The 19,766-nt window shown below is 42.0% G+C and carries 16 protein-coding genes; 5 read left to right on the top strand and 11 right to left on the bottom strand.

Going from position 1 to position 19,766, the window contains the following annotated elements; translation table 11 throughout:
• Nucleotides 1-2: 2 nt before the first annotated feature.
• The 6 genes from H0185_RS20650 to H0185_RS20625 all read right to left on the bottom strand — a co-directional run bounded on the left by H0185_RS20650 (nucleotide 3) and on the right by H0185_RS20625 (nucleotide 7,197).
• A complete protein-coding gene (locus tag H0185_RS20650) occupies nucleotides 3-1,292 on the bottom strand; it encodes an ABC transporter substrate-binding protein (protein ID WP_221875451.1) in 1,290 nt (429 codons plus the stop codon).
• A 461-nt stretch (nucleotides 1,293-1,753) separates the two neighbouring features.
• Nucleotides 1,754-2,104 carry a hypothetical protein gene (locus H0185_RS20645; protein ID WP_221875393.1) on the bottom strand — a complete coding sequence of 117 codons (351 nt, stop codon included), beginning with the start codon at nucleotides 2,102-2,104 and terminating at the stop codon, nucleotides 1,754-1,756.
• Between the two features lie 237 nt (nucleotides 2,105-2,341).
• On the bottom strand, nucleotides 2,342-3,781 hold the full coding sequence (locus tag H0185_RS20640) for a glycoside hydrolase family 1 protein (protein ID WP_221875392.1): 1,440 nt from the start codon (nucleotides 3,779-3,781) through the stop codon (nucleotides 2,342-2,344).
• Nucleotides 3,782-3,885: 104 nt separating this feature from the next.
• Complete coding sequence (locus H0185_RS20635; protein WP_221875391.1) at nucleotides 3,886-5,208, bottom strand: 6-phospho-beta-glucosidase; 1,323 nt, start codon at nucleotides 5,206-5,208, stop codon at nucleotides 3,886-3,888.
• A gap of 194 nt (nucleotides 5,209-5,402) precedes the next feature.
• Complete coding sequence (locus H0185_RS20630; RefSeq protein ID WP_221875390.1) at nucleotides 5,403-6,314, bottom strand: Gfo/Idh/MocA family protein; 912 nt, start codon at nucleotides 6,312-6,314, stop codon at nucleotides 5,403-5,405.
• Between the two features lie 163 nt (nucleotides 6,315-6,477).
• The gene (locus tag H0185_RS20625; RefSeq protein ID WP_221875389.1) at nucleotides 6,478-7,197 is read right to left on the bottom strand and encodes a GntR family transcriptional regulator; all 720 of its coding nucleotides are present in this window, start codon (nucleotides 7,195-7,197) and stop codon (nucleotides 6,478-6,480) included.
• Between the two features lie 735 nt (nucleotides 7,198-7,932).
• On the opposite strand from H0185_RS20625, the gene H0185_RS20620 reads away from it, so the two are divergent.
• From H0185_RS20620 to tatC, 3 genes are all read left to right on the top strand, one after another.
• Nucleotides 7,933-9,579 carry a PhoX family protein gene (locus H0185_RS20620; RefSeq protein WP_221875388.1) on the top strand — a complete coding sequence of 549 codons (1,647 nt, stop codon included), beginning with the start codon at nucleotides 7,933-7,935 and terminating at the stop codon, nucleotides 9,577-9,579.
• Between the two features lie 329 nt (nucleotides 9,580-9,908).
• A complete protein-coding gene (locus tag H0185_RS20615; protein ID WP_221875450.1) occupies nucleotides 9,909-10,154 on the top strand; it encodes a twin-arginine translocase TatA/TatE family subunit in 246 nt (81 codons plus the stop codon).
• A gap of 60 nt (nucleotides 10,155-10,214) precedes the next feature.
• A complete protein-coding gene (tatC, locus tag H0185_RS20610) occupies nucleotides 10,215-10,940 on the top strand; it encodes a twin-arginine translocase subunit TatC (RefSeq protein ID WP_221875387.1) in 726 nt (241 codons plus the stop codon).
• Between the two features lie 276 nt (nucleotides 10,941-11,216).
• Here tatC and H0185_RS20605 read toward each other — a convergent pair whose 3' ends face one another.
• The 5 genes from H0185_RS20605 to H0185_RS20585 all read right to left on the bottom strand — a co-directional run bounded on the left by H0185_RS20605 (nucleotide 11,217) and on the right by H0185_RS20585 (nucleotide 18,001).
• Complete coding sequence (locus H0185_RS20605) at nucleotides 11,217-12,260, bottom strand: aldose epimerase family protein (RefSeq protein ID WP_221875386.1); 1,044 nt, start codon at nucleotides 12,258-12,260, stop codon at nucleotides 11,217-11,219.
• 70 nt (nucleotides 12,261-12,330) lie between these two features.
• Nucleotides 12,331-13,830: a UDP-glucose--hexose-1-phosphate uridylyltransferase gene (galT, locus tag H0185_RS20600; protein WP_221875385.1), complete on the bottom strand. Its 1,500-nt coding sequence runs from the start codon at nucleotides 13,828-13,830 to the stop codon at nucleotides 12,331-12,333.
• A 12-nt stretch (nucleotides 13,831-13,842) separates the two neighbouring features.
• The gene (galE, locus tag H0185_RS20595) at nucleotides 13,843-14,832 is read right to left on the bottom strand and encodes a UDP-glucose 4-epimerase GalE (RefSeq protein WP_221875384.1); all 990 of its coding nucleotides are present in this window, start codon (nucleotides 14,830-14,832) and stop codon (nucleotides 13,843-13,845) included.
• Nucleotides 14,832-16,019: a galactokinase gene (locus H0185_RS20590; RefSeq protein ID WP_221875383.1), complete on the bottom strand. Its 1,188-nt coding sequence runs from the start codon at nucleotides 16,017-16,019 to the stop codon at nucleotides 14,832-14,834. Before H0185_RS20590 ends, galE begins: the two co-directional genes overlap by 1 nt.
• Before the next feature lie 185 nt (nucleotides 16,020-16,204).
• On the bottom strand, nucleotides 16,205-18,001 hold the full coding sequence (locus tag H0185_RS20585; RefSeq protein WP_221875382.1) for a glycoside hydrolase family 2 protein: 1,797 nt from the start codon (nucleotides 17,999-18,001) through the stop codon (nucleotides 16,205-16,207).
• Nucleotides 18,002-18,204: 203 nt separating this feature from the next.
• Between H0185_RS20585 and H0185_RS24370 the strand changes: the two genes are divergently transcribed.
• Both H0185_RS24370 and H0185_RS24365 read left to right on the top strand, forming a co-directional pair.
• The gene (locus H0185_RS24370; RefSeq protein ID WP_281427658.1) at nucleotides 18,205-18,810 is read left to right on the top strand and encodes a family 43 glycosylhydrolase; all 606 of its coding nucleotides are present in this window, start codon (nucleotides 18,205-18,207) and stop codon (nucleotides 18,808-18,810) included.
• A complete protein-coding gene (locus H0185_RS24365; RefSeq protein ID WP_343223188.1) occupies nucleotides 18,773-19,207 on the top strand; it encodes a family 43 glycosylhydrolase in 435 nt (144 codons plus the stop codon). Before H0185_RS24370 ends, H0185_RS24365 begins: the two co-directional genes overlap by 38 nt.
• The last annotated feature ends 559 nt before the right edge of the window (nucleotides 19,208-19,766 follow it).

The following is a 19,766-nucleotide window of genomic DNA, read 5'->3' as shown; positions in this document are numbered from 1 at the left end:
GATTAACGAGCTAGTAAATCTTCTGAACGTTTAACAGCAGCTTTCCATTCTTTCTCAGGGTCTGCATTTTTGTTTTGAACATTTTTAAGCGCATTTAGAATTTCGTTATGAACTGGGAAGTATTTTTCACCTTTGTAAACAGCACCTTCGATGGCTTGTGCAGCTTCAGCGAAAACTGTAGCTGTTGTTTGTCCACCAAAGAACTCATCTTCGTTTGCTTTGAATTCTTCCATTTCATACACAGCTGGTGCAGATGGGAATAAACCATGGCTTTGGAATGATTTCAATTGGTTTTCAGGAGAAACTAACCATTCTACGAAATCATAAGCCGCTTGTGCATTTTCAGTTTCACTTGGTATTGCGATGTAAGACCCGCCCCAGTTTGCAGCGAATTCAGTAGGCAGTGTTGCAACTCTCCATTTTCCAACTGCATCTGTTGCATTACCTTCCATCCAACCTTTTAACCAGCCAGCGCCTAATTCAGCAGCAAATTCACCTTTATTTACAGCATTAGCCCATTCAGGTGTCCACATATCAAACTTACCAACGATGCCCATGTCATTTAACTTCACTGCATAGTCATAAGCTTCTTTAACCGCACTGCCCTCATCATCTAACGCAAGTGTTCCATCTGGATTGAAGTAAGAAATTTGAGCCGCATCTAAATATGCACGGTAAGCCATTTCAATACTGTCAACAAATGGTTTCCCCGTTTTGTCTTTTACTTGAAGACCTGCTTCTTGGAAAGCTTCTGGTGAGTTAATTAAAGAAGCAACCTCCGCTGGGTCTGATGGTAAACCAGCTTCTTCAAATACATCTGTACGATAGTATAATCCTTTAGGACCGATATCAGTTGGTAAACCGAATAAGAAATCGCCTTCTTGGTTTTCACCAGCTGTCCATTTCCAATCTAGATAGTCACCCTGAACATCCTTCGCGCCAAGGTCATATAGATTTTCAAAGCGATCCTGCGCTGCTTTAAATCGGTCAAACTGGTCAACTTCTAACATCGCGATATCAGGTGCACCACTTCCAGCAGATAATGCTGTGAATAATGCATCATGATGCTCTGCTGTTTCAGCAGACCTTACTTTAACTGTTACATTTGGATTTACGTTTGAATATTCCTGTGCTAAATCTTCATACCCAGTAGCACCGAATGTCCAAAACGTTAATTCAACTTTCTCGTCTCCGCTTTTCTCTGTATTCGAAGCACCTTCATTTCCTCCGCTACAAGCTACTAATGAGAAGGCTAGTGCAGGTGTTAATGCAAGTGAAAGAAATTTCTTCATTACTTTTTTCAAAATCAGGACCCCCAGTATTTTTTAGTAGTAATGCTTTTCCTATATTACTATTTTTCTATATTTGTTTCTTCAACCTCCTCTAATAGAATTTTTGTTTACATAATGAAGCCCAAATTCTTCGGAAACCGGTTTCGATGTTCTGATTGCGAAAACCTTTCTGCAACCGCTTACAAACCAAATTATAAAGCCCATTCTGATAAAAAACAATACTTTTTTCGGAATATTAGAAATCGGTTTCTATACTTTTTGAGATTACAAACCACAAAACTGATTTAAAACTTGGTAAAAAGATTGGCTATCAATATGAAAAAGCCAGATATAATCCATTTTTGACTGAATTTAGGGCTTTGCACATACAAAGGAAGTACATAAACAACATCTAAGAACTAAATAAAAGAATAGCGAAATATAGTGGATCTAACTCTAGCAACCATTTATTTTTTTCGCTCCTACAGAAACCGCTTTCCTTGTCGATTCAAACTAGCTTGGGAAGAAGCAATCTTCACTAGTATTGCATGATCAATTCTTGTTGGAAGCATTCCGATGGCCATCATAAAGGGGACTTCGAATATAGGAGGGACACTAAAAATCACCCTCACCATCCAATTCATTAACATATAAAACCTTGGGACAACCTGAGGGACGTATAACATATGAATCGATATCGCCAAGGCTAATAATTGAGCAGCCGCCAGATCGCGACAATATTTGGGCTCATTTTTTACAGATAAAATCCCACAAACAACACTCGATCCTTCATGGTAGTTAATCCGTTTTTTCAGGGTATTGATCTTTCCCATCCTTTTAGGAACATCTGTCTCCTATTAATCTAGCTCTAAAGCGATCATTCCTTCTTCTATGGCAAGCTTCATGATTTAGTCCCGCCACTTGTCCTCAGAAACATCGGTTTCACTGCTTTTGCATGAGGTATAGAAGCATTAGCCACCACTTTTTAAAACCGTAATTAGTCCTCCAATAAAAAAAGCCCTCACATAAGAACCATGCGAGGGGGAATGTGATAGAACAAAGAAAAACGTTTAAAGTTTTTCTCCATTTGATTCGATCACTTCTTTATACCAATAGAAACTTTTCTTTTTAATACGACGAAGGTCATGGTCCCCTTCCTCATGCTGATTTACATAAACAAAACCATAGCGTTTTTGGAATCCATTCAACCAGCTTAATAAGTCAGTAAAGGACCAGACACAATATCCCATCATGTCAACCCCGTCAGAAATTGCCTCCTGAATCTCCTTTACGTGAGCACGAATAAAATCAATTCGGTAGTCATCATTGACAACATCGCCTTCTTCGACTTTATCAAACGCACCTAAGCCGTTCTCGCTAATTAAGATTGGCAGGGCATAGCGGTCAGTAATTCTACGGAGCGCAATTCTCAGTCCCTGTGGATCGATATTCCAATCCCAATCCGTTCTTTCCAGGTTTGGATTCTCTACAGTTTTATAAACCCCAGGAATTCCAGTATCCTTAGAGGTTCCTTTTTTACCAGTTGTATTCATTTCTGCAGCACCAACGCCGCCTTCTAATGGATTTTCTTCAAAGGTTGTAGTTTGGTAATAATTCAATCCCATAAAGTCAGGCTTGCCTTCTTTTAGAAGCTCAAAGTCGCCTTCTTCAACCATTGGAGCTAGTCCTTTGGTTTCTAAATATTTCCACGCTGCCTTAGGATATCTTCCCCATGCATAGACATCCATCCACCAATGAGCATTTAGTTCCTCTGCATTTTCTGCAGCAAGGATATCCCTTGGATTGGATGATAGAGCATAAGATGGCGAATATGCAAAGCTTGGACCAATTTTCCCATCTGGCACATACTTGCGGAATTCCTTAATAACATTTGCGTTCGCAAGGTTTGCATGATGGTTGACCTGATAAAATAACTTGTCATCCTTTACTCCTGGCGGGTGTGCAGCCATGCGATAGCCAAGCATCGTAAAGATGTTTTGTTCATTTAAGCTAACCCAGTATTTCACTCGATCACCAAAGCGCTTGAATAACTCAATGCTATAATTCGTAAAGTCCTCAATAATTTGTCTAGATTCCCAGCCACCATACTCATCCTGAAGGGCCTGCGGTAAATCCCAATGATACAATGTCAACACAGGCTCGATGTTGTTTTCAATTAACTCATTGATTAGGTTCTCGTAAAATTCAAGACCTTTTTGGTTTACTTCACCTTTTCCATTAGGAAAGATGCGAGTCCATGCAATCGAGAAGCGATAAGCCTTCATGCCCATTTCCGCCATTAATTGAACATCTTCTTTATAACGGTGATAGTGGTCGACTGCTAAATCCCCAGTCGTCCCTTTAAACGTTTTACCTGGAATTCTAACAAACTTATCCCAGTTAGAGACGCCTTTACCATCTTCATCCCAGGCTCCCTCTACTTGATAAGCAGCGGATGCTGCGCCCCATAGAAAATCCTTCGGAAAAGGTTTCATTTCTTTATGTATCATTTTATACACTCCTTTAGTTGTTTATCAGTGTAAGGAATTTAAATTTCCCGAATACAAGTAATGAGTTTTCCTTCTATAAATTTTTACACACAGCCTTAATATGCTTAAACCTCTGTAAAAAATTGTGGCAAATATTCCTTATGTGCCTCTAGCATCTCAGTCACGATTTCTTTCGCTAGCTTATCTGAGCCAACAAGCGGGTTAATTGCTAGGGCTAGCACAGCTTTATTTACATCACCGGTTACAGCAGCCTCTGCTGCCACTCTCTCAAATGACTTAATCTGCTGAACTAAACCACGAACCGCAACAGGAAGATCTCCAACGGCAATTGGCTTTGGTCCCTCTTTTGTGATGATACAGTTTAGTTCTACTGCGGAATCATCTTCGATACTAGAAATGGCTCCGTTATTACGGATGTTCACTGGTTGAATGTCTCGTTTATCGTTATAAATGGAAGAAATCAGGTTACAGGCCGCATCACTATAATAAGCCCCACCTCGCTGCTCAAGCTGCGGTGGCTTAATGTCTAGATTCGGATCCTTATACAATTTAAATAGTTCATCTTCTAGCTTTTTGACAACCTCTGCACGGGTCCCAACGGTTGCCGCCTTTTCTTGTTCATCCACTAGCATTTCCCTCGTTTTATAGTAATAACGATGGTACGGACAAGGAATCGCGTTTAAAGCTTGAAGAAACTCTGGTTCCCAGCCGATATTCGCTATATTCTTCATCGTTACTGAGTTATTCGGATCGTTCATAAGGCGGATGACTTCGTCCTTAATCGGAACACCATCTAAATAAACATCCAAACCAAAAACCATATGATTAAGACCGGCAAAATCAATATGTACCCGTTCTGCCTCAACCCCAAGCATTTGCGCCACTCCCATGCGAATGCCAATCGGAACATTGCAAAGGCCTACCACTTTTTTGTGATTCGTATAACGCAGAACCGCCTCCGTCACCATCCCAGCAGGGTTTGTGAAGTTCACAAGCCAAGCATCTGGACATAGCTCTTCCATGTCCTTAATAATTTCTAGGATGACCGGAATCGTCCGTAAGCCTTTAAACAGCCCACCTGGTCCATTCGTTTCTTGACCGATAACATTGTATTTTAATGGAATCCGTTCATCCTTCGCACGTGCCTCAAGCAATCCCACACGAAATTGGGTTGTAACAAAATCAGCATCCTTTAGGGCTGCTTTCCGATCCAAGGTTAGGTGGATATCAATTGGAACGCCTGCTTTTTTCACCATCCGTTTAGCTAAGTTGCCAACAATTTGAAGCTTTTCTTTTCCCGCTTCAATATCCACTAACCAAAGCTCCGATACAGGAAGCTCTTCATATCGCTTTATCAAGCCTTCAACCAATTCAGGGGTGTAACTAGAACCTCCACCAATCGTAACAATCTTTATGCCCTTTTCCATTCCTTTTTCACATCCTTTAAATTAATCGTTTACTCCCTTAATCGCTCATAATTTCGTATACGTAGACCTTATTAAAACTCTATCAATCTTCCTGTATGATAAATCATTAGAGTTTAGTAGAAACGCCCTTACAAAACGGTAATAATGAACCGCTTTCATTTTAGAGTAATGGGAATTGCCCTTCTCTCCATAGGTCAATTGATTTTTTCTAATTCTCTAACGACCTTCTCACAGAGTTCATGCGTGGATAGAACCACTTCACCCTGGATAGGAGGAGAAGCCCCTAAACGCATAGACTTTATCACCTCATGGATCATTGGCTCAAACCCTCGCTTGAATAAAGTCCCTTCCCAATCTCCAAACGAATGGTGGGTGTCATGAAGTCCCTTTTTAATTGAAAGATCGACCATATTGACAACTCTTCCTTTTTCCGTAGAGCTCATGACTTCTATAATTTCTTCATTCACGCCGCTATCCCTATTCATAATCGCAACCCCAACTTCATCCTCGGTGATGAATTGCGCCGCTACTTGATAAAGAAGCCCATCGCGAATTTTTCCTGTCACTATGATTTCATTAACGGGTTTTGATTGGTAAAGCCGAACTGTATCTATAACATGGATGAAATCATCAAACACAATCTCTCTAATGTTTCCCGGAGAAGAAATTCGATTTTTTTGCATGATGATCATATTCGGTTGTTCAATTTCTTTTAATTTTTGATAGGCAGGAGCGAACCTTCTATTAAAGCCTGCCGTTAACATTCGATTTTTTGAGCCTGCCATCTCTACTAACTCTTTCGTTGTTTCATAATAATTGGTAATTGGTTTTTCAACGTATACATGGATGTCATGCTTTAGTAACTCTTTGATAATCTCATAATGAGAATCTGTCGATGAATGCACAAAGGCAGCAGTAATCTCACTATTAATTAACTTTTCAAGAGAGTCATGTAAATAGGTAAACCGATAAAATTCTCGAAGATAAGCAAGGGTTTGCTGACTTCTTGTAAAAACATGTAGTTCAACGTCTTTAAGGGTACTAAGTACAGGCAAATATGCTTTCCTCGCTATATTTCCTACCCCAATTATGCCCAATTTAAGCATACTGACACCCCATCTAAAATATTCTAGCGTTTTCCTAGCTCATTCGATTGTTTTATATTGGAGAGTTGACGGAATCTGCATTCTACTGAAATATTGTTCCTATTCCGCCTTCGACTGCACAGTCCGCCAAACTTCTATTCCCCAAGTAGTACATGCCGCCCTCTCAGCGTCTGATATGAACCGTTGTAAATTCAAACTTATCATAGCGATGCCTTGCAAAAGCATATTCAAAAGGTAAACCGTTGTTTAAGTAACCAGCCTGCTCCACTTCGAGGATTGGATCGTCAGGCTGACAGTCCAAATAGTTCTGATCTAACAGCTCCGCCTTGCTAGCTCGTATTTTACGGTGAGAGCCTGCAACCTTTAGTCCGAGGTTGTCACTAATATGAGAATAAATAGACGAAAGTAATACCTTTTCGTTAATTCCTGGTATTAAGGTTGTCGGCATATAGGTATGTTCAATTACATATGGCTCACCATCGACACATCTTAGCCTTGTAATGTCATAGACTGGGGTATCTAAATCAATCGAAAGATGCGAGGCGATCTCTTCTGTCGGGAACTTCACTTCGAAGTTTAATATCTTACTAGTCGGCCTTTTCCCTTGCCCCTTAAGCAGGTTTGACAAACCTAGTGTATCGTTACTTACCACATTCAGTTTATTGGATTGAATGGCAGATTTTACGATAAACGTCCCATGCCCGCGTTTCCTATAAAGGAACCCCTCTGTTACGAGAATATCTAGAGCCTTTTTCATGGTCATGCGACTACAATCAAATTGTTTGGCGAGAGTTACCTCATCTGGAATCGGCTGATTAGAAGAATAATAACCATCTACCAACCTCTGCCGCATTTCTTTTGAAATTTGTTGATATTTGACCACGCTTTTCACCCCAATCACTAAAACCATTAATCTAATATTTTGCTCAAAGGAAAAAGATAACACAAATTCTTTTAAAGACCTGTTAGCTCTCCTCAAAGAGAGTAGAGTCATTCATACAAAAGGTTTGTTATTTGTATGTACGTAGTATGTTTACGCTTACATTTATTATTATATACATTTTTATATAAATGTATATACATTTAAGAAACAAAAAAGACAGAAGAATGTGCTTGAACCTATGTCCCTCCCTCCGTTGTTGTACTTTAAATACACATGGGTCATCTGGTCGCAGTAGATTTCCCCTGTCCGTCCACTAGAACACGGTCATACTGCAGGAGAATTCCTTTTCTTCCGCAAACGATAGGACGGAGGGAAACGACGAGACGGAGGGACAGGCACTGTGTCCCAGGACCTAGCAGAGGGACGGGACACAGTGCCTGTCCCCAGGTCCCACCATCAGTCCAAGCGTTATAAACTCTAATTTTCAAACCTCTAAAGCTGTTCACATAAAGAAAACTCGCCGTTTGGCGAGCAAATCCTCCCTTGACTTCATTGGGACAAGGTGACCTGTCCCGATGTAGGCCCTTTTGCCTAAATTTTCCCGATTTACAAAGTCTTCAAACTCTATTAACACTGGGTTAATGTTTGTTCTCTAGAATTCCAAATGTAGATTGTTATTTACAATTTTCAACAAAATGAATCAATACAAAATCATAAAAAGGGAGCGATGAATATATGGATCGTCGTAGGTTTTTAACGTATATGGGAACTGGTACTGCTGCAATTGTAGCTGCAACTTCAGGCTTGGAGGCTTTCGTTCCAAAAGCAAGTGCACAAACAGCCAACCATCTAATGGATGGACAACCAAAGGGAGGGAGAGGAAAACCTCTTACTGCCCCATTTAAAGAAATCAACCGTTCATGGGAAAATGAACTCCTTCTCCCTAAAGGTTACAACTACAATATCATCGCTTCTTATGGCGATGTCATCAACTCAAAAGGTGAGAAATTTGGAGATGCAGCTGACTTAACGGTTTATTTTCCAATCGATAGTTTAGAAGGCGGAAACAACTCTGAAGAAGGTCTTATCTGGGTAAACCATGAGTTCCCTGAACCAGACAACTACATGCAAATCCTTGGCATCAATTCGAATACATATAATAAAAAAGATCTCGCGAAGTACCCTGCATTTTTAAAGATGCAGAAAGAAGCGGTTGGCGGCTCTGTCATCCATGTTAAAAAGGAAAAAGGCAAGTGGACCTTGGTTCAAGACGACAAGTATAACCGTCGTGTGGATGGAACAACCCCAATTCACTTAACCGGCCCTGCAGCGGGAAGTTCTGCTGTTAAAGGAGCAAAAGTGGTGGAAGGTTCACTTGGAAACTGTAGCGGTGGACTTACACTTTGGAACACGGCCCTTTCTTGTGAGGAAAATACGGAGTACGGCGATGATTACGGTTGGCCAAACTTTACGGACGAGCATTACGGCTGGGTCATGGAAGTGAATCCATTCGACAGCAACGCACCAGTTCGTAAACATACGGCACTTGGCCGCTTCGCACACGAAAATGCAGCAATGGGTCAAACCAAGGACGGACGAGTGGTCGTATATATGGGCGATGACTCCCGCGGCGAATGTTTTTACAAGTTTGTTAGTAAAAAGAAGTTCAATCCAAACAATCGTGAAGCAAACTTCTCTCTTTTAGAAGACGGAACTCTGTATGTAGCCGACCTTGGCAAGCAAACTTGGATTGCACTCGATTACAATACCAATACGAAACTACAAAACTATGAAAAAGACGGTAAAAAATTCTTTACAAGCCAAGCAGATGTCTTAACCTATGCACGTGAAGCAGCAGCAGCTGTCGGTGGTACAAAGCTTGATCGTCCAGAAGACGTTGAAATTCATCCAATTGACGGAAGTGTCTTCTTATCCTTAACGAATAACTCTAACCACGGGAACTTCCATGGCCAAATCTATCGTTTTGTTCCAGCAAATGGTGACCATGCTAGCGAAACTTTTACATTCGAAGTCTTTATTGCCGGTGGACAGCAAAGCGGAATTACGTGCCCAGACAACCTGCACTTTGATAGCAAAGGAAATCTTTGGGTGGTCGAAGACTTTAGCGCAACAGAAGATAATCAATATGCTCAATATAAAAACTGCGGAGTGTTCATGGTCCCAACCGATGGCAAAAACTACGGCGAGCCCTTCCAGTTCGCTTCAGGCCCTCAAGGCTGTGAGGTCACTGGCCCGTGGCTGACTCCAGATGAGCGCACATTGTTTGTTGATGTTCAACATCCAAGCACATGGAATCAACACCCTGGTCAGAAATTCGGCCGCTCCTGCTTAGTCGCGATTCAAGGTGGAGCTTTTAAATAAAAAAAGCGCCAGCACCTTGCACAGGGACTGAAGCTGGACAATATGCACAGCAATTTACTAAACCCATGGTAAAAAAGGTGTAAACCAACATAAGGTTTACACCTTCATTCTAAGAGAGGAGTCTTGGCCATGATTACAATGTGTGCAAACAGCATGTCAATCAAGGATTGAAAATGATTTTCCTCCCCCATATTCACCCGATTAGCTATGAGGAAAAAAAGAACGGAGATGTGAAATGCCAAGTCTGTGCACAAAACGCCGACTACAAATTGTACAACTTTGAACGTCAACCAAAACACAAGCAAGCGATATAAAAAGGAGGAAACATGATGCTACAAAATATTGGAATCCCTGGATTGATCCTCATCCTTGTCATTGCCCTCGTTATTTTCGGGCCAAAAAAATTACCGGAAATCGGCCGTGCCTTCGGAAGCACCTTGAAGGAATTTAAAAAATCCACTCGCGAGCTAGTTTCAGAGGATGAAAATGCGCCGAAAGCAGTAGAAGCAAAAAAAGAAGCAAAGGATGGAACAGCGGTAGAAGCGAAGGAAAAGGAAGCGAAGAAGGTAATATAAGCTAGAAACAAACGCTCCGAAAGCCCCAATGAAAAGAGCCTTATGAAAAGAGGTGGATTGATGGAGAATCAGGAATTGAATATGGTTGAACATTTAAGCGAACTACGGAAGCGTCTGTTTATCATTCTAGGGAGCTTTATGCTGTTGTTTATTGTTGCGTTTATCTATGTAGAGGAGATTTACAACTATCTTTTGCAGGATTCAGAGATCCAACTAGCAATCCTGGGTCCTAGCGACATCATTTGGGTATATTTTATGCTCGCAGGCGTCGTTGCGATTGCCGGCATCATCCCCATTGCCGCACACCAAATTTGGTTGTTCGTGAAACCAGCATTATCTGTCAGTGAACGAAAAGTCACTTTGTCCTATATTCCAGCGTTGTTTCTCTTATTTATCGCTGGAATCAGTTTTGGCTATTTTATCATTTTCCCAATTGTCTTTGACTTTTTGCTCAATTTAGCCGGAGATTTGTTCATGAGCTTTTTCACCGCTGAAAAATACTTTCGATTTATGATGAACATCGTCCTTCCTTTCGGCTGTTTGTTCGAGCTCCCGGTCATTATTATGTTCCTAACAAGCATCGGCGTGCTGAACCCTTACCGCCTGGCAAAAATGAGAAAGTACTCGTACTTCGGCCTAATTGTTACTGCCGTGCTCATCACGCCACCTGATATTGTCTCTGATATACTCGTCGTCATCCCATTGCTTTTCCTGTACGAATGCAGCGTGATGCTATCGAAAATCGTCTATCGAAAAAAACAAAATCAAGAACTTGCACTAAACTAAAGGAACAAGGGTTCACTAGGAGCTGTGTTGGAGTCTTGACCCCTTCGACCTGGACAAGCCTTTCCACTATCGCCCTAACCATGATAAAAGGCCCGGCAAAATCTTTGCCGGGCCTTTTATCGATCAACTTATGGATAATAGAATAACCTTATCCAAACCTCTCAATTTATCATATTAAAGATTATCTCTTAATGAATTTCCAATTTTGGAAAACACATTTAAAGGGGAATTTCAACTTCGCCTTGTTATTTGAGACAAGGGACCTGTCCCCTTGTCTTATACTCTAAACCGCCATTTTGTTGTTGCTGTGTAAACCTCATCTTTTTCAACGATTACGGAAGGAAAGCTTGGTTGGTGAATGGCGTCTGGCATTCCTTGGGTTTCTAGACATAAACCTAAATACTTCCGGGACTTTACGCCGCGAATTTCAAAGTCCTCCCCTAGCTGGGTGCCTGTATAAAGCACGACACCTGGTTGGTCCGTTTCCACCACTAGCGTTCTACCACTTTCTTCATCTATTAAAACAATCTCTTTTTGCTGATTTTCATCAAGGACAAACGGATGGTCGTACCCTTTTCCCGCCAATAGGTTTTGTGGATGCTGTGCTTCGACTCCATCCTTTATCTTTCTTCCCGCTGTAAAATCAAATGATGTGCCGTTCACAGAAAGAAGCTCTCCTGTAGGAATCAACTCGGAATCTAGTTCAGCAAACTGAGTGCTTTTTAACATTAATTCGTGGTCAAGAATATCCCGTTTCAAATCACCAGATAAGTTAAAATATGTATGGTTCGTGACATTCAGCAAAGTTTTCTGGTCAGAAACGCCCTCATAGGCAAGTTGAAGCTCATTGTCGTTCGTCAATGTGTATGATACCTTCAGCTTCACATTCCCTGGATAACCTTCTTCTCCATCCATACTTAAGTAAGTAAAGACTAAGGAAACTGAATGGTCTTCCTCGACAACTTCGGTATTCCAAATCACCTTATCAAACCCAACATTCCCACCATGCAAGTGATGCTCGCCATCATTTTTCGCCAATTTATAAACCTGACCATCTAGCTCAAATTCAGCTCCACTAATTCTTCCAGCCACTCTGCCAATCACAGCACCAAAATACGGAGAATGCTTCACATATTCCTCTACCGTATCAAAACCTAGGACAACATTTTCCTTTGTTCCATGCTGGTCTGGTACGATTAATTTAGAAATAATACAGCCATAATCAAGGCTAGTAACTTCCATTCCATGGTCATTGACCATCGTATAAGCTGTCACAGTTTGACCATTAAGCTCGCCAAACGTTTCTTGGTAAACTCTCATTCGTATAAACTCCTATCTATTAAAAATAAATCCTTTTCCCTGAGCCAATAAAGGGAAAAGGATACATGGATTAAGCCTGCGCAAGCAAATCGGTAAATCGACGGAACGCTGCTTGTCCAGTTTCATCACGCTTATAAACACCTGCATCTTCAAGGACACGCATAAATTTAATTCCAACCTCTTTGCGAACAATTTCTTCAACCGTAGCACCACTTAACTCCGGTCCATACTTCTCCTTCATTTCCTTCGCCCACATGAGATGATAATCGGCAATCTTATTTTCCTCATCAAGCAGGAACTTCTCGACCTCACCCAACTCATGTTTCAATCGTGCTGGCAAGACCGCGAGCCCCATGACTTCAATAAGGCCAATGTTTTCTTTTTTAATATGATGGACATCTGCATGCGGATGGAAAATTCCTAGCGGGTACTCTTCTGTTGTGCGGTTATTACGAAGAACCAGGTCAACCTCATAGGCCCCGTTGCGCATACGTGCAATTGGTGTAATCGTATTATGTGGAATTTCATCTGTGTACGCCGCAATTTCTACGGAAACATCACTATAGGATTTCCATGTATCGAGGATAAAGTCCGCTGCATCCACCAACTGTGCCTTATTTTCACTTCGCAGTCTGATGACAGACATCGGCCATTTAACCGTGGCTGCATGAACCCCTGGATAGCCTTCCATCGTAAAAGCATGCTCTTCTTCTGCGGTTGCCATCGCAAATTCATAATTTCCACCTTGATAATGATCATGTGTCAAAATCGACCCACCAACAATCGGTAAGTCTGAATTGGAGCCGATAAAATAATGCGGATACTGCTCAACAAACTCAAGCAAGCGCACAAAGGTTCCTTTATCGATTTTCATATCACGATGCTCGCTAGACAACACAATGCAATGCTCATTATAGTAAACATATGGAGAGTATTGGAAATACCAATCTTCATCTGCCAAGTCCACATGAATCATCCGATGATTCGAGCGCGCTGGATGCCCAATTCGACCAGCATATCCTTCATTCTCAACACAAAGAAGGCACTTTGGATAATTGACCCCAGTTTTCTTCATTTCCTTCTCTAGCGCAATTTGTTTCGGATCTTTCTCTGGCTTTGAGAGGTTAATCGTGATGTCAAGCTCACCGTAAACCGTACTGGCTTTATAACTGATATTATTCGCAATTCGTTTCGTTTGGATATAATTGCTGTTTTGACTCAGCCTATAAAAAAAATCAGTAGCATTTTCCGGGTTTATTTTATACCGTTGATAAAATTCTCGGTTCACCTCGGATGGCCGTGGCATGAAAACATTCATAATTTGACTGGCGAGAATTTCTTTTTTATCAAATAAATCAGGAATGAATTCCTGTGAAACAGCATAGTCGACAAGCTCATCTACTAAATCTGGTATATCTTTATCCGTTTCACACTCTACTTCTTCTGGAAATGAATCAAGTCCTAATTTCGACAAGACTTGGTTTCGAGCATAAACTTTATCTTCCGGCTGGATTAATTCAGCGGCAATTCCCTGCTGAACCAGCCCTTCTACTGCGGTATAAATCCTCATTGAAGATCCCCCCTAATCGTTGTAACCATTGGGATTTGCTTGGTGCCAGTTCCATGCGTCCTGAATAATCTGCTGGATAGAATTGCGTTTCGGCTCCCAACCTAGAACTTCCTTTGCTTTCGCAGAAGAAGCAATCAATGTGCTTGGGTCTCCTGCTCTTCTCTCAGCAACGATAGCAGGAATGCGGTGTCCGGTTACCTCACGTGCGGCTTCAATGATTTCATTGACCGAGAAGCCTTGGCTTGAGCCAAGATTGAACACATTGCTTTCCCCACCAATTTGCAAATACTTCAAGGCAAGAAGATGGGCATCAATGAGATCTTCCACATGGATATAGTCGCGAATGCACGTACCGTCTGGCGTTTCATAATCGTCTCCAAATACGGAAATCGCTTCACGCTGACCTAGCGCCACCTGCAACACCACCGGGATTAAATGCGTTTCAGGATCATGATCTTCGCCAATTTCTCCTGAGGACCTTGCACCAGCAACATTAAAGTAGCGCAAGGAAACAAACTTAATCCCGTATGCGCTGTCACACCATTTCATCATTTTTTCCATCGTTAACTTTGTCTCACCATATGCATTTGTTGGAATCGTCCGCATTTCTTCCGTTATCGGCATTTCTTTTTGTTCCCCGTAAGTTGCCGCTGTAGATGAGAACACAATATTTTTCACGTTATATTCATTCATCACGTCAAGTAACACTTGCGTTCCGTACACATTATTATCAAAATACTTGATTGGGTTGGTCATCGATTCACCCACTAACGAACTTGCAGCGAAATGGATGACGCCCTCAATCTTCTCGTTTTGAAAAACCTTCTGCAAAAAGGACTTGTCACGAATGTCTCCTTGGTGGAACTTCGCTTTCGGATGCAGTGCTTTTTCATGACCGGTTAACAGATTATCAACAACCACGACCTCATAATCTTGATCAATTAACTGATAAACGGCATGTGACCCGATATACCCTGCTCCACCTAAAACTAAAATGCTCATTACAAGACCTCCGTTGTGATTTCTGTGGCCCCTTCGCCAATACTCGCGACGTAGAAGGTTGCTTCATATCCAATTTCAGCTTGGTACTCTTTGCCAACTTCCTCGATGAATGTGTCAATTTCTGTTGATTTTACAATCGCAATTGCACAGCCACCAAAGCCTGCCCCCGTCATACGAGCACCCACTGTTCCTGGTTGCTTCCAAGCAGCTTCAGCCAATGTATCTAACTCATCTCCCGTAACCTCATAATCATCACGTAACGAAATATGGGAATCGTTCATTAAACTGCCAAACGTCTCAAGCTCACCTGCTTGCAGGGCTTTTAGCGCTTTCAGCGTACGTTGGTTCTCATACACGGCATGCTTCGCTCTACGCTCGAGCACATCATCATCAATCAACTGCCTGTTCTCCTCAAACTCTTGCTCGGAAAGGTCGCCTAGTTCTTTAATGCTAAGCTTTGTTTGCAATCTAGCAAGCGCCTGCTCACATTCACTACGACGCTCATTGTATTTCGAATCCGCAAGCTCTCGCCGCTTATTTGTATTCATAATAATAATCTGGTAATCCGTTAAATTTAATGGCGCATACTGATAGTTCAACGTATTGCAGTCTAGTAAAATACCACAATCTTTCTTGCCCATCCCGACGGCAAACTGATCCATAATTCCACTATTTACACCGATAAATTCGTTTTCAACCTGTTTGCCTAGGCGAACAAGCTCCAAGCGAGGGATTTTCAACCCAAACAATTCATTTAAGATGACGCCAATCAGCATCTCAAGTGATGCGGATGACGACAGCCCCGCTCCGTTTGGAATATTCCCGAAAACAAGGATATCCATTCCGCTTGCGAAGTTTTTCCCAGCTTCCCGAATGTAACGAATCATTCCTTTAGGATAGTTCGCCCAGCCGTGACTTTTCTCGTAATCTAAGTCACTTAGTGAAAATTCAATGGTCCCGTTTTCCGAGAAATTAAGGGAGTGCATGCGAATTTGTTGATCACTACGTTTTCTGGCAACCCCATAAGTTCCAAACGTAATCGCACACGGAAACACATGTCCTCCATTGTAATCGGTATGCTCCCCAATCAAATTGATTCGACCTGGCGAAAAGAATACTCGAATCTCATCATTGTCTGTATTCGGGAAAATCTCATGAAATTTCGTAACAAGAAATTCCTTGTCCATAAATAGAACCCCTCTCCAACGGGACAGAGGGACAGGTCCCTTGTCCCACTATTTACATTTTAAGCTTGTAGGCCTGGGACATGGTACATGGTACCTGTCCCCTTGTCTCTCTTAACCATGTAGACCAGGGACGCGGTACCTGTCCCCTTGTCTCATTCCAGCCCTAGGACATGCACTTGTCCCAATTAAATCGTTCTTGGATGCCACATATCGTTAATTTCTCTTATTTTTGCTAAATCACATTTTGGTTTGCGGTCATAAGTTAGAATTCCATTGATCTCTTGCTCCACATCAGTTAGCTGTGTATAGCAATAGCCGTATAAAATTTTCGAACTGTAAACGGCTTCCATAATGCGTTGATAATCTTCAAGAAACTCTTCTGCATTGGCCACTGATGTATAGCCCCAGCCAGCGTCTTCGCCGACTTTGTAACCGATGCCGCCAAACTCTGTTAAAATAATTGGCTCCCCTTCATGCTCGAAGCCATTTGCATAAATCGACCTTGCTGCAGGTTTTGCAGCGAGAATAGCTTCTTTTGTTGCTAAATCCTCTTGATATTGAGCGTATTTCGCTGTCTCGTCCTTGCCACCGTGATTGTAGTTATGAATCGCACAGATATCGGTTTTCGTAAGTTCCCACCCATCATTGGAAATCACCGGACGCGTCGTATCAAGCGAATGCACCAAGTGGTACATGGCCAAAGAATGGTTTTGCTGTTGGCGGTTATCACGAACATTCGGGATGCCCCAGCTTTCATTCAACGGCACCCATGCGACGATGCTTGGATGGTTATAATCGCGCTCAATAATTTCAATCCATTCTTTCGTTAGTCGGGCTGCTGCATCCTCGCTGTAGGAAGGAGACGCCGCGCATTCGCCCCAAACTAGATATCCTAGCTTATCCGCCCAATAAAGGAAGCGTGGGTCTTCGACTTTTTGGTGTTTACGGCAACCATTGAAGCCCATTTCTTTTGCTAGCTCAATATCCTTTTTCAAGTCTTCATCCGTTGGTGCAGTCAACAAACCTTCCTGCCAGTAACCTTGGTCTAGAACAAGCTTTTGATAGTAAGGACGGTTGTTCAAGTACACCATGCCGTTTTCGGTATGAACTTTTCTCATTCCAAAATAGGTATCCACGACATCAAGAACTTCGTCTTGGTCACGTACAGTTATTTTCACATCAAATAGATTAGGATTTTCCGGAGTCCAGTTCCAGCCATCATGGTGGAAGCTTGTACGGAAAATTTTATGATTATAAAGATCAAACGAGCGTTTCGTATTTTTAGATTGAGTAGTAATTTGATCGTTAATCACCACTTCACCTTTAAACGAAATCTCAAACTGAACATTTTTATGAACAAAATCACCAGCAAGTTCAAACTCAACATCAACAGCACCCTTGTCCACATCTGGAGTAAACCGAAGCTTGGAGAGATGAGTTGGTTGAACCGCTTCCAACCAAACGGTCTGCCAAATACCGGTTGTTCTTGTATACCAAATGCTATCTGATTGCTCAATCCAGTACTGCTTTCCACGAGGAATTGTTTCATCTGTAGATGGGTCTTCCACTTTTACCACGACATTTTGCTTGCCTTCAACAAGCTCATCCGTAATATCAAAGCTAAAACCAACATTTCCTCCTTCATGGAAGCCAACAAACTGTTCGTTCACGTATACCCAAGCACGGTAATCAACAGCACCGAAATGGAGGATAACTCGTTGATCTTGCCAATCTTCCGGAACGTCAAATTCACGTTTATACCAAACAACATCATGAAAACTTGGGTCATGGATGCCACTTAACTGTGTTTGATAGGCGAACGGTACCTGGATCTCCTTATCAAAGGCATCACTAGCTTGTTTGTACCATTTCTGTTGTGTTCCAATTTTGTCGTCATCAAAGGCAAATCCCCAAACTCCGTTTAAATTCTGCCAATCTTTACGAACAAATTGTGGTCTTGGATACTCTTGACGATAAGTCATCTGCTTCTCTCCTCTGTGCGATTTATATTAAAAGTAATTTTTCACCTTTTACCTACTGAAAGCGCTTTACACTTATTTTAGTAGAAAGGTAAAATGCAGTCAATGATTTTACTAAAATTTTAACTAAATAATTTACTAAAACTTATAGAAAAGCGGGAACCATTCAAATACAATAAACTAGACAAACGAAAAGGGGGATTTGGATGAAATATAGGAAGTTTTTCTTCCCCATTTTAGCTGCTGGGGTTTTAGCTATAAGCGCTTGCTCATCTGGGGAGAGTAAGGATGATTCTGTGTATCAGAATCCAGTATTTGAACCGGTTTTCGCCGACCCTTCTATTATTAAAGGCGAAGATGGCCATTTTTATGCATATGGCACTGAAGATGATTGGGGAGATGGCGAAGGCTCCAAGTATATTCCCATCCTTAAGTCTGCCGATTTAACCGATTGGAAGCATATCGGAAATGCCTTTAGCGACCAACACCATCCTATGTGGAAACAAGGTGGCTTATGGGCGCCGGAAATCACTTTCTACAACAACAAATATTATCTATACTACTCACTTTCCACTTGGGGTGACTATGATCCTGGGATTGGGGTGGCAACAAGCGATTCAGCTGAAGGTCCGTTTCAAGACCAAGGGAAAGTTTTCCGAAGCACTGAAATTGGCGTTGAAAACTCAATTGATCCCTTTTTCATCGAAGAAAATGGGACGCCCTATTTATTAGTTAACAGGGGACGGGCTTGCCCCAAAAGGGGAACCGTTCCAAATTGCGGGAAATGCCTACGAGGCACCTTATATCATTAAACGCGATGGCTATTATTATTTCTTTGGGTCACTTGGCTCTTGCTGTGAAGGCGAGAATAGCACTTACCGTGTAACGGTTGCAAGATCTGAATCCATTCAGGGTCCTTACCTTGACCAGAAGGGCGTCGACATACTAGCTTCTGAAGGAACCATGGTTCTCTCAAAAGGAGATACCTTTGTTGGACCAGGCCATAACGCAATCGTGACAGATGACAGCGGCACCGATTGGATTTTGTATCATGCCATCGATAAAAATAAACCAAAGCTTGATAGCGGCGCTACCCGCAGACCGTTAATGATTGACCCACTCATTTGGGAAGATGGCTGGCCTAAGGTAAAAGACCTTGTTCCAAGCGAAAGTGAAATAGAGAAGCCTGTTATTGAAGTAAAAGAATAGCTTAGTTACAACACTCACTTCGAGAGCGGGCGCTGTAGACTAATTAGTTTAGTATTACTGATGTGACATTGGAATACGGCTTAATCAAGCGGCGGTGATGGGGACGAAGTCTAGGTAGGAAACAAGGAATAACTGTTATAAGATAAATAAAACTGTCCCGCCAAGGTGATCGTTTCTCTGGTTTCAAATTGCGTATGGTGATGTTAAATCCAAAGGCAGCCCCTATTCGGACTCAGACTTCCTTTTTCCGAAATGCGAGTCCGAATGCAACCCCTATTCAGACTCAGTCCGCCTTTTTCTTGCCTACTCTGTCCGAAGGCAACTTCTATTCGGACTCAGTCCTCCCTTTCCCTACCTCTCCTGTCCGAAGGCAATCTCTATTCGGACTCAGTCCTCCCTTTCCCTGCCTCTCCTGTCCGAAGGCAAACTCTATTCGGACTCAGTCCTCCCTTTCCCTGCCTCTCCTGTCCGAAGGCAACCTCTATTCGGACTCAGTCCTCCTTTTTCTCGCCTCTCCTGTCCGAAGGTAGAAATGCTAATTTAATTATGTACAAAAATG

It is taken from the genome of Mesobacillus maritimus (genome assembly GCF_019749255.1).
GTDB lineage: Bacteria > Bacillota > Bacilli > Bacillales > Cytobacillaceae > Mesobacillus_B > Mesobacillus_B maritimus_A.
The sequence above is the reverse complement of the archived record's forward strand: the minus strand, read 5'-3'. Positions and strand labels throughout refer to the sequence as shown.